Source organism: Neorhizobium alkalisoli, from assembly GCF_002968635.1.
Taxonomy (GTDB): domain Bacteria; phylum Pseudomonadota; class Alphaproteobacteria; order Rhizobiales; family Rhizobiaceae; genus Neorhizobium; species Neorhizobium alkalisoli.
This window is the reverse complement of record NZ_PVBN01000001.1, coordinates 586,444-600,952: the sequence shown is the minus strand read 5'-3', so window position 1 is coordinate 600,952 and position 14,509 is coordinate 586,444. Positions and strand designations below refer to the sequence as shown.

The window sequence follows — 14,509 nt, the reverse complement described above, 5'->3', positions numbered from 1 at the left end:
ATTGCGTTTCGCGTCGTTGATCCGCTGGCTGCCGGCGCTGATGCTGACCCTTGCCGTCGCGATGCTGGCTTCCGCCCCCTCGGCCGGTGCTGCCGAACCGGTGAAGATTTCCCGTGACGACACCGCGCTCGACCTGACCAAGACCACCGATATCTATACCAATCAGGGCGAGGCGTTTCAGGTCTCGACCGCGGCCGGTGCGGACGGCATCCGTCGTCGCATCGAAGTGCGGGCGAGTTCGCCGCGCCATCAGGGCGACTGGGCGGTTTTCGCACTTGCCAACGTTTCGGAAGAACAGCTCGAACGGGTCATCGTCGCGCCGCATTTCCGGCTGGCGAATTCCAAGATGTTCTGGCCGGATCTCGGTTCGCAGCGCATCATCTCGATCACGCCGTCGGAAGGCTTCGCGCTCGACCGGGTGCCAAGCGCGGATGCAGACGTGTTCCGCATCACGCTCAATCCCGGAGCGACGATCACCTTCGTGGCGGAACTCGCGACGCCGCAGCTTCCGCAAATCTATCTCTGGCAGCCGGACGCCTACAAAGACACGGTGAACTCCTTCACACTCTATCGGGGGATCGTGCTAGGCATCGCCGGCCTGCTCGCCGTGTTTCTGACGATCCTGTTCGTGGTCAAGGGCACGTCCATGCTGCCCGCCGCGGCCGCGCTTGCCTGGGCGGTCCTTGCCTATATCTGCGTGGATTTCGGCTTCCTCGACAAACTCATCACCATCACCTCCAGCGACCAGAGGATCTGGCGGGCCGCGGCGGAGGTGGCGCTTGCCTCCTCGCTCGTCATCTTCCTCTTCACCTATCTCAACCTCAACCGCTGGCACGTCCATCTCGGTTATGCGACGCTTGCCTGGGTCGTCGGCCTCGTACTTCTCGGCGGCGTGGCGATATACGACCCCTCGGTTGCCGCGGGGATTGCCCGCATCTCCTTCGCTCTGACCGGCACAGTCGGCATCCTCCTGATCATCTATCTCGGCTTCAACCGATATGACCGCGCGATCCTCCTCGTGCCGACCTGGGCGCTGATCCTCGTATGGCTGTTCGGCGGATGGCTGACGGTGACCGGCAAGCTCGACAACGACATCATCCAGCCGGCGCTCGGCGGCGGCCTCGTCCTGATCGTGCTCCTCATCGGCTTCACCGTCATGCAGCACGCATTTGCCGGCGGCGCCTACCAGCAGGGCCTGTTTTCCGATCTCGAGCGGCAATCGCTGGCGCTTACGGGCAGCGGCGACACCGTGTGGGACTGGGACGTGGCCCGCGACCGCGTCGTCACCACGCCCGATATCTCCGCCCGCCTCGGGCTCGATCCAGGCACGATGCATGGCCCGGTGCGCAACTGGGTACCGAGGCTGCATCCTGACGACCGCGACCGTTTCCGCGCGACGCTCGACGTGCTTCTCGAACATCGCCGCGGCCGTCTGCATCACGAATTCCGTATCCGGGCGGAGGATGGGCATTTCCACTGGCTGCAGATTCGCGCCCGGCCGGTGCTTGGCTCCAACGGCGAAATCATCCGCTGCGTCGGCACGATCATCGACGTCACGGAACAGAAAAATTCCGTCGAACGTCTGCTGCAGGATGCGCTTCACGACAACCTGACCGGCTTGCCGAACCGCCAGCTCTTTCTGGACCGTCTGCAGGCGGTTCTGACGCTGGCCCCCGGTGGGGATATGGTCCGGCCGACCGTGATGACGATCGATATCGACCGCTACAAGCAGGTCAACGACAGTCTCGGCATCGCGGCCGGCGACAACATCCTGATCGCGCTGACCCGGCGGCTTCGCCGCCTCCTGAAACCGCAGGACACGCTGGCGCGCATCGCCGGCGACCAGTTCGGCCTGATCCTGGTTTCCGAGCGAGATCCCGCCAAGGTGGCGGATTTTGCGGATGCGGTGTCGAAGGCGATCATGGTGCCGATCAATTTCGCCAACCGCGAAATCATTCTCACCGCCTCGATCGGGCTCGCCTCGTGGGTGGACCAGCAGGAAAGCGCCGCCGGCTTGCTGGCCGACGCGGAACTCGCGATGTATCGGGCAAAGCGCGCAGGCGGCAACCGGGTCGAGCCCTTCCGCCCGGCCTTCCGCGCCTCCGGCACGGACAAGCTGCAGATCGAAACGGATCTCCGCCGCGCCATCGAGCGCAAGGAGCTCTCGCTTGCCTACCAGCCGATCATCCGGCTGAAGGACGGCGAAATTGCCGGCTTCGAGGCACTGATGCGCTGGGACCATCCCAAACGCGGCGGCATTCCACCATCGGAATTCATCCCGATCGCCGAGATGTCGGACCTGATCGGTCCGCTCGGCTTGTTCGCCCTGGACCGCGCCGGCTCCGACCTGATGAGATGGCAGAACCAGACGGGTGAACTGCCGATCTTCGTCTCGGTGAACCTTTCAAGCGCGCAACTCCTCAATGCCGACCTCTACAACGACGTGAGAGCCCTGTTGCAGAAGACCCAGGTCAGTCCGCACCAGCTCAAGCTGGAGCTCACCGAGTCGCTGATGATGGAAAATCCCGAGCAGGCGCGGCTGGTGCTCGCCAAGCTCAAGGAAACGGGCCTGGGCCTCGCACTGGACGATTTCGGCACCGGTTATTCTTCGCTCGCCTACCTGACGAAGTTTCCGTTCGATACGATCAAGCTCGACAAGGCGCTCGTCAAGGACGCCACGGAGAAACGCGCCGTGCTGCTGCGCTCGGTCATCGCGATGGCCCGCGCGCTCGAGATGGCGGTGGTCGCGGAAGGCATAGAGACCGACGAGGATGCCGCCGAACTCGCCAAGATGGGTTGCCATTTCGGCCAGAGCTATCTTTTCGGCCCCCCGGCGGCGGCAGATGCGGTGCTGAAGCTGTTGAAGGAACGTTTTCCGCTGACCAAACGAGCGTAACATCACGCCGCCTGGCCGGTCCTCTGACGCTCGCGGGCAAAGGGACTAAGCCCCAGCCAATGCTGCATCGAGCTTGCCAGGTCGGGATTGCCGTCAAGCTCCAGCCGGCCCGCCCTTACCTCCGCCCGCACGGTCGCGATGCCCATCCAGATGGCCGTCATGATACGCAAAGGGCAAGTCACGTAGAGATCGACTTCAAAGCCGGGATCAGTCGAACAGACGTCGACGTCGCCCCCGTCGATGACAAGCCAGTATCGCTGCCGCGCCGGCGGCTGGTCCGGGAAAAGAAATTGCACCGTGCACCGGCTGGGAGGCAGCGGTTCCGGATCGAGATGGCGACGCATATCCCACATCAGCAGCGAAGGATCGAGTTTTTCGAGGGCATGCTGGGTTTCCACCCAATGCTGCCCCCAGAAACCGAGCGTCATCACCACGTCGCGAAGCTCTTCGCCCGCAGGCGTCAGATGGTACTCGATGACGCCATCGGACGCCTTGCGTGTCTCGATGACACCCGCCTTGGCAAGCTCCTTCAGCCGCTTTGAAAGCAGGGTCGGCGACATGCGCGGCACCCCTCGCCGCAGATCGTTGAACCTGCGGCTGCCACAGAGGAGTTCCCGCAGTACCAGGGGGGTCCAGCGCGTACAGAAAACCTCGGCAGCCATGGCAACGGGGCAGAACTGGCCGTAACTTCCGGTCATTTCCGGCATAGGTAAAACCCTGCGTCGTTAGACCGAACAGAATAGGACTATCGCCTATTTGGGCCAAGTACACTTTTTGTACTAGCCCAGGCCCGCCTTGCGGCGTCTCGACAAGATCTAGGCCGCCCTGCGTGCAGTACACTTCCTGTACTTGCGGCTTTTCGATCGTGAGCCAACACTCTCCGCATTCTCAATAGGAGGAGGATTGGAACATGACGACAGCAACCGGAACCTTGCCGTTCACCAAAGTTCATCCCGAGCTCGCTGGCATTGCCCGCTCGCTTGGAACCGTCTTCGCCGAGCGCGCAGCTGCGGCCGACGACAGCGACGCCTTCGTGGCAGACAATTATCGCGACTTACGCCATTCCGGCCTTGTGGAGGCCGGCGTGCCGGCAGACCTTGGCGGCGGCGGCGCCGAAATCGCCGAGCTTTCGGCGGTGATCAAGGAGCTCGCGCACCATTGCGGTTCCACTGCGCTCGCCTTTTCCATGCATACGCACCAGGTGGCGATCCCGGCCTGGCGGTGGACGCATCAGAAGGCGCAGCCGGTCGTACCGCTGCTGAAACGCGTCGCAGCCGAGCGTATCATTCTGCTTTCGAGCGGTGGATCGGACTGGATCCGCGGATCAGGCAAGGCTGAAAAGGTCGATGGTGGCTACCAGATCACTGCACGCAAGATCTTTACCTCAGGCTCCCCGTTCGGCGACGTGCTGATGACAGGTGCCGTTGTGGACGAGCCGGACGGACCGAAGGTGATCCATTTCGGCCTGCCCATGAAATCTCCGCATGTCAAAGTGCTCGACACCTGGAAGACGATGGGCATGCGCGGCACGGGCTCTCATGACGTGATGGTCGACGGCCACGTGGTGCCTGAAGAAATGGTCGCCCTGAAACGCAATCAGAGCGAATGGCACATGCTCTTCCACATCATAACGATGATCGCCTTCCCGCTGATATATTCGGCCTATCTCGGCGTTGCCGAAAGCGCCCGGAACATTGCCATAGACCTGGCAAAGAAACGCGAGCCGGACGCGCATGTGATCAGCCTCGCCGGGCAGATGGAGACTGAGCTGCGCGCCGCTCAATATGCGCTTGGCAACATGATCGCAGCGGCGGAGCGGGGTGAACCCTCTCCGGCGACGACGAACGAGATCATGATCGGCCGCTCGCTGGTTGCCCGCCACGCAATCGCTGCGACCGAGCTTGCGATGGAAACGGCGGGCGGTGCCGCCTTCTATCGCGACAACGGTCTCGAACGCCGGTTCCGCGATGTCCAAGGCGCACGCTATCATCCGATGAGGGTGGGCGCGCAACAGGAATTTGCCGGACGGACGGCCCTCGGCCTCGACACGTCAAAGACCTTCTGACCACCGTTTTGAAACGGTCTTGCCGGACCTGCACCTTTCGAGGAGCAGGTCCCACCGGCGAGGCGGGAGAATATGCCCGTCTCGTCCCCGACTGGATGCCGTGCCTGCTCCACTTCGGACTGGCCTCCGGCTCGACTAACGGTTCCGGTGGACGAGTTGGTGGACGAATTCCAGCTTCGTCACGACGGCCGGTGTCAGAATGAACGGGTAAAGATCCGGCACCCCCATCGAGCGGTGGACGCTGTTGATCGCGAGACTGAGGGGCACCCATGCCGCAACGAGCTGTTCGGCGCTTTCGGCCTTATAGGGATTAAAGGCGACTTCGGCCACGAGCTCCTCATGCCGGCGCGGCTCCACCGATATTCCGTAGGACCTGGCGGTCTCCAGCGTATCGACGATGTGGAGATAGTGAGCAAAGGTTTCTGCGAAATCTTCCCACGGATGGGAGCTCGCATAGGTGCTGATGAAGAATTCCTGCCAGTCCGGCGGCGGCCCTTCTTCGTAGTTTCGTTTCAGCGCCTCTCCATAATCCGCCGTCTCGTCGCCAAAGACCTCCCGAAACTCGGCCAGCTTGCCGCCATCGCGCACGAGTTTATCCCATATGTAGTGACCGGTCTCATGGCGGAAATGGCCGAGCAGGGTGCGATACGGCTCGTTCATCGAGACCCGGATCTGTTCCCGGGTCACGTCGTCGGCCTCGGCCGCGCGAATGGCGATCAATCCATCCTCATGGCCGGTCACCGCCGGCACCACCGTACCGTCCGGCCGCACCTCGTCCACCAGGAAATCGAAGACAAGACCGCCTTCCGGGTCCTCCTCGCGCGTGGTGCGGGGCAGGTTCCAACGCATCAGAGAATAGAAGAGATGCCGCTGCGCCTGGCTGATCCGGCGCCACTGACTGAGGCCGGCATCGGTCGAGGCATCCGGAACCAGACGGTTATGCCGGCATGCCGGACAGAAGGGCTGCAGCTCATCTGTCAGCACCGTCCAGTTGCAGACATCAATGGCCGCGTTGGCGCAGAGCCGAACCTTGTGGTTCGGCCTGGCGACCAAAGCCCACATTCCCTCCCCTTCCCTCTCAGCAAGCGCGTGCATCGCCAGCAGTTCCGGCACAAAAGCGAGCTTGTGACCGCAATTGACGCAGGAGCGGTTGTCGAAATGGATAGGTTGACCGCAATGGTCGCAGTCGTAGAGACGCATGGAGATATCCGCGGAAAGATGGAATGAATAGAGAAAACCTGCCCCGACCAAAGCCGGAACAGGTTCGAATTCGCCGGGTGCCGCAGCCCGCTTAGGCGCGGTCCACTACATTCTTTGCAGCGTCCTTGAGATGGCCCTTGGCCTGCTGGGCATCGCCCTTGGCTTCCTGAGCCGATCCCTTGGCACGCATCTTTTCGTTGTCAGTCATGTCACCGGCTGCCTGCTTGACCTTGCCAGCCATTTCATTGGCCTTGCCGGCCATTTTGTCACTGGTGCTGCCCATGGTGTTTCTCCTTGTTCTTTTGACGCGTCCAGCGTCTTGAAACAGGAGAACGCCGCTTCCGCGAGCTTCGTTCCGGATTGCTCCAGATTTCCCTTCAGGCGTGGCCGGCTTCGCTCGACAGCATTTCCGGGCTGACACCCATCAATGCCAGCGCCCGCTCATATTTCCCTTCGAGCGCGCGATCGAAGATCAGGTCGTCGTCAGCGGGGCAATTGAGCCAGCCGTTGCTGGAGATTTCCAGCTCCAGCTGACCGGCTCCCCAACCGGCATAACCGAGGAGCATGGTGGCTCGTGTAGGTCCACGCCCGTTGCAGATCGCGCGGATGATATCGAGCGTCGCCGTAAGCGATATCTCGTCGCTGACGGGGATCGACGACTCGCTGACAAAATCATCCGTATGGAGGACGAAGCCGCGGCCCGTTTCTACCGGTCCACCGGACAGAATGGGAAAATCGCGGGTATCGCTCGGCAACATGATTGCTTCGGTCTGGTCCAGAAGCTTCAGGTGAAGCAGAACGTCGGTGAATGAAATCGGCTGCGGTCGATTGATGATGAAGCCCATCGCTCCAGCGGCCGAATGGGCGCAGATATAAACAACGGCTCGGGCAAAATTGCCGTCCTTCATGCCCGGCATGGCGATCAGGAACTGGCCGTCCAGGAAGCCCCGTTCGCTCTTGTCCCTCAAGGTCGAGAAAACCATCATGCCTCCAACCTGCCTGCCGGCCCGGCCTCCGGGCGAGTGAGGCTTCAATCTATCTTTATCAAGATGGGGCAGTATACCCAATCAATCAACCGAAAATGATCGGCTTTTGCACGCCCGTGACTGGTCCGGCCCCGCTTGATCGATTAAATGCTTGCCGCATGAAGATAATTTCGCTCCGCCATTTTTCTGATCGCACATCTGCCGCGCTCGCCTGTCTCGTTGCGGGCGCAGCGCTGGCTTCGGCTACCCCTGGTATCGCGGAGATAACGCCCTGGGCCACCAATGAAGGCGGTCGTATGCGGATCGTCGCCTTGCCGCCCGAGCCGGACGGCACCGTTCGCGGCGCTCTGCAGATCGAGCCGAAAGCGGGCTGGATCACCTATTGGAGGGAACCGGGTGACGCGGGCATTCCGCCGCAGATGGTGCTGTCCGAGGCCGACGGCGTCAAGCTGAGCCACATCTCCTTTCCGGTGCCGAAGCGGATCAACAACGGCAAGCTGCGCGATATCGGCTACGATCATTCGGTGGCCCTGCCCTTCGAACTCAAGGCAGAGGCACCTCAGAGGCCGTTGACTATCGGAGCTTCCGCTTTCGTCGGTCTCTGCCGCAATATCTGCATTCCTTTCCAGGCGGAATTTTCGCTGGCGCTTGCGCCCACCAAGGGAACACCGGTCGAGGAAGCGATGATCCTCAATGCGGCAGCCTCGAAACTGCCGGAAGCTCCCTCGGACGATTTCGCCGTCACCCAATATGTGATGACCCGCGACCGACTGAGCCTCAAGCTGAGGCTGCCCGCCGGAGCGGTCGAACCGCAGGTGATCGTGACCGGGCCTCAGGGGCATGTGCTTTTGGAGAGCGTCAACGGGCGGCGGGACGACGACGGCTATGCACTCGACATGCCGATCGGCAAGCTGCCAAAAAACTACGACATCAAGGGCAAGCGCTGGGGCATTCTCGTCATTGCCGGCAACCGGGCCATGGAAACCTCCCTCGCCTTCGAGTAAGCCGGTCCCTCACTTGTCTTGTATCAAGCCACCACTATAGTGCCGGCAAATGGCGGGCTGAGATGGCCCGGTCCCAACCGAGGAGAGCTCCCATGACCATCACCATCGGCGACAAGCTGCCAGAGGCGGCATTCAAGGAAAAGACCGCTGACGGCGCGGTAGAAACCACCACCGAACAGCTTTTCAAGGGCAAGAAGGTCGTGCTCTTCGCCGTCCCCGGCGCCTTCACGCCCACCTGCTCGCTGAACCATCTGCCCGGGTATATCGAGAACCGCGACGCGATCCTTTCCAAGGGTGTGGATGATATCGCGGTCGTTGCGGTCAACGATTGGCATGTGATGGGCGCCTGGGCACAGCAGTCCGGCGGCATGGGCAAGATCCACTTTCTTGCCGACTGGAACGGCGCTTTCACGAAATCGCTAGGCCTTGAGGCCGACCTCTCGGCCGGAGGTCTCGGCGTGCGGTCCAAGCGTTATTCCATGCTTGTCGAGGACGGCGTGGTAAAGTCGCTCAATGTCGAGGAAACGCCCGGTCAGGCGACGGTTTCCGGCGCGGCGGCGATGCTGGAACAGCTCTGAACCATTGAATATGCTTCAAGGGGCGCCTCGACGGCGCCCTTTCTTTTTCGCCTGTCAACTCAAACGGCGAGATCGAACACCATCAGGCCCGACAATCCACCGTCGGCGGATGCGACGATCCGCTCGCCGACCACCAGGTGTTCGGGATGAACGAGATAGGCATCCCGCACCTCCGGATTCTCGAACGTCACCACGAAACCATCGAGAAAACCGCCGTTCAGCCCTTCGGGCGAGACGTTGGGGCCGTATTTCAAGTCGAGGATGCCAGGGATGACGTTCTTCAACGCGGCAATTGCATCGTAGATCGCCTGCTTGTCGGCATGCTGAAGTGCCGCCTTGAATCGAACGAATACGCAGTGCAGGATCATTGACTGGTCCTCCCGGATTATTGTTTGCGGCAGAATAGTGGCTAAGACGGCAAGCGCAACGGGGGCTCAGGCAATTTCGAGCAGAAGGGCGCGGTGATCCGATACTTCGGGGTCCGCGACCACATCGAACTTTTCGACCTTCACATCTGGCGTCACCAGCAGATAGTCGGCGTAACGTCCTTCCTTCGGGTACCAGGACGTGCGTGTGTCGGCAAAGCCGTGGGCCGTGACGAGATCGGTCAGACCGAACCTCCCCAGGATCGAAAAGGTCTCGCTGTCCGGCAGCAGGTTGAGGTCGCCGCAGACGACGAGCGGGTCGCCGGGCTGCCAGACCTTTTCGATCAATGTGGCGAGAGCTCGCGCTTGCGCCAACCGGGCCGGCGTATCCCCCTTGCCAGCGAGATCGCGGAGCCCGTGCATCTGCACGACCGTCACTGCAGACCCCGTGTCGTAGCGGAACATGCGGATGCCATGGGCATTGCGAGAGCGTGGATGCGGCCCCCAGCCATCGGCGGAGAATTGCGAATGCACGAAGTCGAGCACCTGGCCGATGACCGGGAGCGTGCCGCGGACGAAAGTGCCGAGGCCGAATTCGGACGTCACTTCCCGCTCTCCTTCGAAAAGCGTGCCCCGCGCCACCGGCGCAAACGTCGTCTCGTGACGGAGCAGGATCGCCTTCACATCCTCATAAAGGTTGGCGCGCTGCGGCAATTCGAACGTGCCGTCGCGATAGGCGAGCCAATCGGATACCGCGTCCGGCGAGCGGGTGACTTCCTGAAGGCAGAGCACGTCCGGATCGGTCTGCTTCAGATACCGCATCAGAGGCTCGTATACCCGACCGCCCCAGGCATTGAGGGAAATGATCCTGAGCGACATCGATCAGCGCTCTGCCGAGATCATCAGGATCATCGGACGGTCCATTTCCTCTAGCAGATCCGGAATGGCCGCGATCTGATCGGGTGTCGGGTGCCACTCGAGCAAACGGCGGATAACAAAGCCTTCGTCCAGCAAGGTATTCACAGTCGTACCGATCGTCCGATGGTATTTGACGACGCCTTTGGCGAGCCAGTCGGTCATGCGCCGGCCCTCGACGGAATAGCCATCCACGGGCCAAAACCGATTGCCGTTCTCGTCCGTCCGCCATCCGGGATTTGCCGAGGCAATGTAGATGGGGTGCTCTATGGTGAAGACGAACGTGCCGCCCGGCACCAAAGCTTTGTGCACTTGCCGCGCCAATCTGCCGAAATCTTCGAGGTAATGAAAGGCCAGCGAACTGTAGGCGAGGTCGAAGCCTGCTTGCGGCAGTTCGACATGCTCCAGGTCCGAGCGTTCGTAGCTGATGACGGGATGGGCATTTTCCGTTGTTGCACGGGCAATCATGTTTTCGGAAAGATCGAGGCCGAGCACGGCTGCCGCGCCTTCATCCGCCGCAAAACGGGAAAACCAGCCGAAACCGCAGCCGAGATCGACGATCCGCAAAGCCTTCAACGGCGGCAGCAGCGTGCGTATGGCTGGCCATTCGGCAGCTCCTGCAAGACCCTGCACGGAGCGGCCGAGTTGGCTGTAACCGGCAAAAAACTCTGGCGTATCATAGACGTTCTGAGCCACGGTCCCTCCTGGGTCAGTCGCTATCTCTTCTTGAACGGCGCCATGCCGAGACGGGCGAGTTCATCGGCCCGCTCGTTTTCCGGATGGCCTGCATGGCCCTTGACCCAATGCAGCGTCACCTTGTGCTTATTGCGCGCCTCTTCCAGCTGCTGCCAGAGTTCGGCGTTCTTCACGGGCTTCTTGTCAGCGGTCTTCCAGCCGTTTTTCTTCCAGCCGAAGATCCACTTGGAAATGCCGTCCTTAACGTAGGCGCTATCCGTATAAAGGTCGACTTCGCACGGAGTCTTCAGGGCACTCAGCGCCTGAATCGCGGCCATCAGCTCCATTCGGTTGTTGGTGGTGTCGGCCTCGCCGCCGAACATTTCCTTTTCCGTCTCGCCGTAACGCAGGATAGCGCCCCAACCACCGGGTCCGGGATTTCCGGAACAGGCACCGTCGGTGAAAATATCGACGCGCTTCATGATAGGGCCGCTTCCGGTGCCAGCCCGTATTCCGCAGCCGAACCGATCTGCCGGTGAAAACGCAGCTTGCGCAGGTATTCGAGGGGATCCTTCTTCACCACCAGCGCGCCGGCTGGCGTTGTCAGCCAGTCATAAAGTCTGGTCAGGAAGAAGCGCAGGGCAGAGCCCCGCGCGAGAACCGGCAGGGCCGCGATCTCGTCCTTCGACAACGGGCGGACGCTCCGATAACCCTCCAGCAACGCCTTGCCCTTGGTGAGATTATAGGAGTGGTCCTTCTCGAAGCACCAGGCGTTCAGGCAGATCGAGACGTCGTAGGCAAGCAGGTCGTTGCAGGCGAAATAGAAATCGATGAGGCCGGAAAGCTCGTCGCCCAGGAAGAAAACGTTGTCCTGGAAAAGGTCGGCATGGATGACGCCGGCCGGCAGGTCCGCCGGCCAATTGCCCGCCAGGAATTCAAGCTCCGAGGAAATCTCGTCCTGCAGACCTGCCTCCACCTCGTCGGCACGATCGGTGGATTTCGCCCAGAGGGTCTTCCAGCCTTCGAGCGACAGCGCATTCGGGCGCGTCAGCGAAAAACCATCCCCGGCGAGATGCATCTGGGCCAGCGCCTTGCCCACTTCACGGCAATGCTTCGCCTCGGGCTTTCTCAGCCACATGCCTTCGAGGAAGGAGATCAACGCCGCGGGCCGGTCCGAGAGTTCGCCGAGCAACTGGCCATCCCGCCGCGGCAGCGGAAGCGGGCAGGACAGGCCGCGCGCCGAAAGATGCTGCATCAGCCCCAGGAAGAACGGCAGGTCGGCTTTTTCCACACGCTTCTCGTAAAGCGTAAGAATCAACGGGTCACCTGTCGTATGCAGCAGGAAATTCGAATTCTCGACGCCTTCGGCGATGCCCTTGTAGGAGGTCAGTTTCCCAACGTCATACTCTGCCAAGAAACGCTTCAGGTCGTCTTCGGTGATATCGGTATAAACGGCCAAGGCGGTCTCACAGTCGGTGGAAAGGCAAACTAGTCAGTTCAAGGGGATACCCCCCTCTTCCCTGCCGGGCATCTCCCCCTCGAGGGGGGGAGATGCCCGGCAGGGAAGAGGGGGGTGCTCCAGGCTGCACTCGCTCAAACAGGAACCCCATTCACCCAGGCCATGTCCTCGATCGTCAGTGGCACGCTGCGAAGCTCGCGGTTGACCAGGAAGTTTTCGGTTTCCTCCGCCGTGATCGCCAGCTCGATCTCTGCATCGAAACGCTCCTTGAAGGCGGCAATGATCTCATCGACGATCACTTCCGGAGCCGAGGCGCCGGCGGAAAGCCCGAGCGTGTGGATCTCGCCGATCTCGTCCCAGTCCAGTTCGGAGGCACGCTGCACCAGCAACGAGCGTTTGGCGCCGGCGCGCAGGGCGACTTCCACCAGACGCTTGGAATTGGAGGAATTCGGCGCTCCGACAACGAGGAAGAGATCGCAGCCGGGGGCTGCCTGTTTCACCGCCTCCTGGCGGTTGGTCGTCGCATAGCAGATGGAATCGGCAGCCGGTGCCGTGAGGTTGGGGAAGCGTTCCATCAGCCGGGCGATCACGCCTGCGGTATCGTCGACCGAAAGCGTCGTCTGGGTGACATAGCCGAGGTTTTCTGGATCGACCGGCTCATAGCGATCGGCATCCTCTATGGTCTCGATCAGCGAGACCGTACCCGGGGGAAGCTGGCCCATCGTGCCGATCACTTCCGGATGGCCGGCATGACCGATCAGCACCACATGGCGACCGAGCCGCTGGTGGCGCATGGCCTGTTTGTGGACCTTCGAAACCAGCGGGCAGGTTGCGTCCAGATAGAACAGATTGCGCGCTTGCGCATCCTCCGGCACGGATTTCGGAACCCCATGCGCGGAAAAGACAACCGGCTGCTCCCGATGCTCGGCCGGAATCTCGTCCAGTTCCTCGACGAAAACCGCGCCCTTGGCTTCCAGCCCTTCCACGACATAACGGTTATGGACAATCTCGTGGCGGACATAGACCGGAGCGCCGTAGGCCTTCAGCGCCAGCACGACGATCTGGATGGCGCGGTCGACGCCGGCGCAAAAGCCGCGCGGGCCGCAGAGGCGGATCGAAAGCGGACTTTTTGCAGAGAAGGAGGATGCCATCAGATCAGGACGCCAAGAATGTCAACACGAGAGCGAATATCGCCGGACCGCCCTGAACCAGCAGGATCCGCGGCTTGACCGACCACGCGCCATATATAGCGGCAATGATGACGCACACAAGGAAGAAGAGCTTCAGTTGGAGGGCGAAAGCCGGATCTGTATGGAGCAGCGACCAGAACAGCCCGGCCGCAAGAAAGCCGTTGTAGAGCCCTTGATTGGCGGCAAGCACCTTCGTGGCCTCCGCCCGCTCCTCAGACATGCGGAACATCTTTCTTCCCGTCGGGCCGGTCCATAGGAACATCTCCAGGACCAGAAACCCGACATGCAACAGCGCCGTCAGCGCAACGAAAATATTTGCCAGCAAACTCATCCCTACCCCCTGTTCAACCCGGCTGTAACATAATGCGGCTCAAGCACTGGCGCCAACCGTTTCAAATATGCTTGCGCCGAAACCACACCCCGACCACGACCGCAACGAGCGCTGCAGCCAGTCCGTACCACGTGACGGCGTATTGCAGATGGCTGTTCGGCAGGTCGAACTGCGTCACACCGCCTTTCGGCCAGCCACCGGGATTGGCCACCGACGTATCGGCATCCACGAAGAACGGTATGGCCCTGGAAGCGTCGAGACCGGCGCTTGCGACCATCGCGTCGAAATCCTTCCAATAGAAGATGTTCTTCGCGATATCGTTGTCCGGCACGATCGTCGACGGTTTCGCGGAAAGTCGGCTGCGGGCATAACCCGTCACCGTCTGCTCCCCCGTCACTTCGCCGGCCGGCCGCGTTCCCGGCTCCTTCATCTCATAGGGCACGAAGCCGCGATTGACGAAAAGGATACGGCCATCCGCCAGCGTCATCGGGGTATAGACGTAGAAGCCGGTGCGGCCTTGGAATGTCGCGAAGAAATGCCGCTCCTTTTCGTGATCGAAGGTACCGGTTGCCGAAACACGGCGATATTCGATATCGCCGCCGGCCCTCAGGAGCGTCTCGATCTCGGAAAGCGCCACCGGTGCTGCAGCCCGGCGCTCGGCGATATCGGCAAGCAGCCCTTCTTTCCATTGCAGCCGTTCCACCTGCCAGGTGCCGAGCGACAGAAGTGCAGCGAGCGCCAGAAGAACGACAACGACACTGGCGATCCTCCAGCCGCGACTGCGCCGCCGCCCGAAGGCGGGCGTGGTTTCGGAGGAAGACTTCATCGCCATGGAATTCCAATCC

At 61.5% G+C, this 14,509-nt stretch carries 16 protein-coding genes; 4 read left to right on the top strand and 12 right to left on the bottom strand.

What is annotated here, in order from left to right; all coding sequences use genetic code 11:
• The first annotated feature begins 40 nt into the window (after nucleotides 1-40).
• On the top strand, nucleotides 41-2,896 hold the full coding sequence (locus C5L13_RS02835) for an EAL domain-containing protein (RefSeq protein WP_245423245.1): 2,856 nt from the start codon (nucleotides 41-43) through the stop codon (nucleotides 2,894-2,896).
• 2 nt (nucleotides 2,897-2,898) lie between these two features.
• Here C5L13_RS02835 and C5L13_RS02830 read toward each other — a convergent pair whose 3' ends face one another.
• Nucleotides 2,899-3,603, bottom strand: a complete 705-nt coding sequence (locus C5L13_RS02830) for a winged helix-turn-helix transcriptional regulator (protein ID WP_407070396.1) — start codon at nucleotides 3,601-3,603, stop codon at nucleotides 2,899-2,901.
• A gap of 203 nt (nucleotides 3,604-3,806) precedes the next feature.
• On the opposite strand from C5L13_RS02830, the gene C5L13_RS02825 reads away from it, so the two are divergent.
• Nucleotides 3,807-4,961: an acyl-CoA dehydrogenase family protein gene (locus C5L13_RS02825; RefSeq protein ID WP_105381713.1), complete on the top strand. Its 1,155-nt coding sequence runs from the start codon at nucleotides 3,807-3,809 to the stop codon at nucleotides 4,959-4,961.
• Between the two features lie 135 nt (nucleotides 4,962-5,096).
• On the opposite strand, the gene C5L13_RS02820 is transcribed toward C5L13_RS02825, so the two are convergent.
• From C5L13_RS02820 to C5L13_RS02810, 3 genes are all read right to left on the bottom strand, one after another.
• Entirely contained in the window at nucleotides 5,097-6,161 is a 1,065-nt protein-coding gene (locus C5L13_RS02820) for a zinc-binding metallopeptidase family protein (RefSeq protein WP_105382056.1), read from the bottom strand.
• A 91-nt stretch (nucleotides 6,162-6,252) separates the two neighbouring features.
• Complete coding sequence (locus C5L13_RS02815) at nucleotides 6,253-6,444, bottom strand: CsbD family protein (RefSeq protein ID WP_105381712.1); 192 nt, start codon at nucleotides 6,442-6,444, stop codon at nucleotides 6,253-6,255.
• Nucleotides 6,445-6,538: 94 nt separating this feature from the next.
• Nucleotides 6,539-7,144, bottom strand: a complete 606-nt coding sequence (locus tag C5L13_RS02810; protein WP_105382055.1) for a YqgE/AlgH family protein — start codon at nucleotides 7,142-7,144, stop codon at nucleotides 6,539-6,541.
• A 161-nt stretch (nucleotides 7,145-7,305) separates the two neighbouring features.
• On the opposite strand from C5L13_RS02810, the gene C5L13_RS02805 reads away from it, so the two are divergent.
• Nucleotides 7,306-8,151: a protein-disulfide reductase DsbD domain-containing protein gene (locus C5L13_RS02805; RefSeq protein WP_105381711.1), complete on the top strand. Its 846-nt coding sequence runs from the start codon at nucleotides 7,306-7,308 to the stop codon at nucleotides 8,149-8,151.
• Nucleotides 8,152-8,243: 92 nt separating this feature from the next.
• Nucleotides 8,244-8,729 (top strand): peroxiredoxin, encoded by a 486-nt coding sequence (locus tag C5L13_RS02800; protein WP_105381710.1) that lies wholly within the window; start codon nucleotides 8,244-8,246, stop codon nucleotides 8,727-8,729.
• Nucleotides 8,730-8,788: 59 nt separating this feature from the next.
• Here the strand turns inward: C5L13_RS02800 and C5L13_RS02795 are convergent, their stop codons facing one another.
• From C5L13_RS02795 to C5L13_RS02760, 8 genes are all read right to left on the bottom strand, one after another.
• The gene (locus tag C5L13_RS02795; RefSeq protein ID WP_105381709.1) at nucleotides 8,789-9,097 is read right to left on the bottom strand and encodes a Dabb family protein; all 309 of its coding nucleotides are present in this window, start codon (nucleotides 9,095-9,097) and stop codon (nucleotides 8,789-8,791) included.
• Nucleotides 9,098-9,163: 66 nt separating this feature from the next.
• Entirely contained in the window at nucleotides 9,164-9,973 is an 810-nt protein-coding gene (locus C5L13_RS02790; RefSeq protein ID WP_105381708.1) for an endonuclease/exonuclease/phosphatase family protein, read from the bottom strand.
• 3 nt (nucleotides 9,974-9,976) lie between these two features.
• The gene (locus tag C5L13_RS02785; protein ID WP_105381707.1) at nucleotides 9,977-10,705 is read right to left on the bottom strand and encodes a class I SAM-dependent methyltransferase; all 729 of its coding nucleotides are present in this window, start codon (nucleotides 10,703-10,705) and stop codon (nucleotides 9,977-9,979) included.
• Between the two features lie 20 nt (nucleotides 10,706-10,725).
• Nucleotides 10,726-11,166 carry a ribonuclease HI gene (gene rnhA, locus C5L13_RS02780; protein ID WP_105381706.1) on the bottom strand — a complete coding sequence of 147 codons (441 nt, stop codon included), beginning with the start codon at nucleotides 11,164-11,166 and terminating at the stop codon, nucleotides 10,726-10,728.
• Nucleotides 11,163-12,143 carry a homoserine kinase gene (locus tag C5L13_RS02775; RefSeq protein ID WP_105381705.1) on the bottom strand — a complete coding sequence of 327 codons (981 nt, stop codon included), beginning with the start codon at nucleotides 12,141-12,143 and terminating at the stop codon, nucleotides 11,163-11,165. Before C5L13_RS02775 ends, rnhA begins: the two co-directional genes overlap by 4 nt.
• A 134-nt stretch (nucleotides 12,144-12,277) precedes the next feature.
• Nucleotides 12,278-13,294 carry a 4-hydroxy-3-methylbut-2-enyl diphosphate reductase gene (gene ispH, locus C5L13_RS02770; RefSeq protein ID WP_105381704.1) on the bottom strand — a complete coding sequence of 339 codons (1,017 nt, stop codon included), beginning with the start codon at nucleotides 13,292-13,294 and terminating at the stop codon, nucleotides 12,278-12,280.
• A gap of 4 nt (nucleotides 13,295-13,298) precedes the next feature.
• On the bottom strand, nucleotides 13,299-13,664 hold the full coding sequence (locus C5L13_RS02765) for a DUF1304 domain-containing protein (RefSeq protein WP_105381703.1): 366 nt from the start codon (nucleotides 13,662-13,664) through the stop codon (nucleotides 13,299-13,301).
• Between the two features lie 61 nt (nucleotides 13,665-13,725).
• Entirely contained in the window at nucleotides 13,726-14,496 is a 771-nt protein-coding gene (locus C5L13_RS02760; RefSeq protein WP_407070395.1) for an SURF1 family protein, read from the bottom strand.
• Between the last annotated feature and the right edge of the window lie 13 nt (nucleotides 14,497-14,509).

Excerpts from the sequence above, each read along its gene's own strand:
- C5L13_RS02835 (WP_245423245.1), top strand. The coding sequence starts at position 41 with ATGCTGACCCTTGCCGTCGCGATGCTGGCTTCCGCCCCCTCGGCCGGT.
- C5L13_RS02830 (WP_407070396.1), bottom strand. The coding sequence starts at position 3,603 with ATGCCGGAAATGACCGGAAGTTACGGCCAGTTCTGCCCCGTTGCCATG.
- C5L13_RS02825 (WP_105381713.1), top strand. The coding sequence starts at position 3,807 with ATGACGACAGCAACCGGAACCTTGCCGTTCACCAAAGTTCATCCCGAG.
- C5L13_RS02820 (WP_105382056.1), bottom strand. The coding sequence starts at position 6,161 with ATGCGTCTCTACGACTGCGACCATTGCGGTCAACCTATCCATTTCGAC.
- C5L13_RS02815 (WP_105381712.1), bottom strand. The coding sequence starts at position 6,444 with ATGGGCAGCACCAGTGACAAAATGGCCGGCAAGGCCAATGAAATGGCT.
- C5L13_RS02810 (WP_105382055.1), bottom strand. The coding sequence starts at position 7,144 with ATGGTTTTCTCGACCTTGAGGGACAAGAGCGAACGGGGCTTCCTGGAC.
- C5L13_RS02805 (WP_105381711.1), top strand. The coding sequence starts at position 7,306 with ATGAAGATAATTTCGCTCCGCCATTTTTCTGATCGCACATCTGCCGCG.
- C5L13_RS02800 (WP_105381710.1), top strand. The coding sequence starts at position 8,244 with ATGACCATCACCATCGGCGACAAGCTGCCAGAGGCGGCATTCAAGGAA.
- C5L13_RS02795 (WP_105381709.1), bottom strand. The coding sequence starts at position 9,097 with ATGATCCTGCACTGCGTATTCGTTCGATTCAAGGCGGCACTTCAGCAT.
- C5L13_RS02790 (WP_105381708.1), bottom strand. The coding sequence starts at position 9,973 with ATGTCGCTCAGGATCATTTCCCTCAATGCCTGGGGCGGTCGGGTATAC.
- rnhA (WP_105381706.1), bottom strand. The coding sequence starts at position 11,166 with ATGAAGCGCGTCGATATTTTCACCGACGGTGCCTGTTCCGGAAATCCC.
- ispH (WP_105381704.1), bottom strand. The coding sequence starts at position 13,294 with ATGGCATCCTCCTTCTCTGCAAAAAGTCCGCTTTCGATCCGCCTCTGC.
- C5L13_RS02765 (WP_105381703.1), bottom strand. The coding sequence starts at position 13,664 with ATGAGTTTGCTGGCAAATATTTTCGTTGCGCTGACGGCGCTGTTGCAT.
- C5L13_RS02760 (WP_407070395.1), bottom strand. The coding sequence starts at position 14,496 with ATGGCGATGAAGTCTTCCTCCGAAACCACGCCCGCCTTCGGGCGGCGG.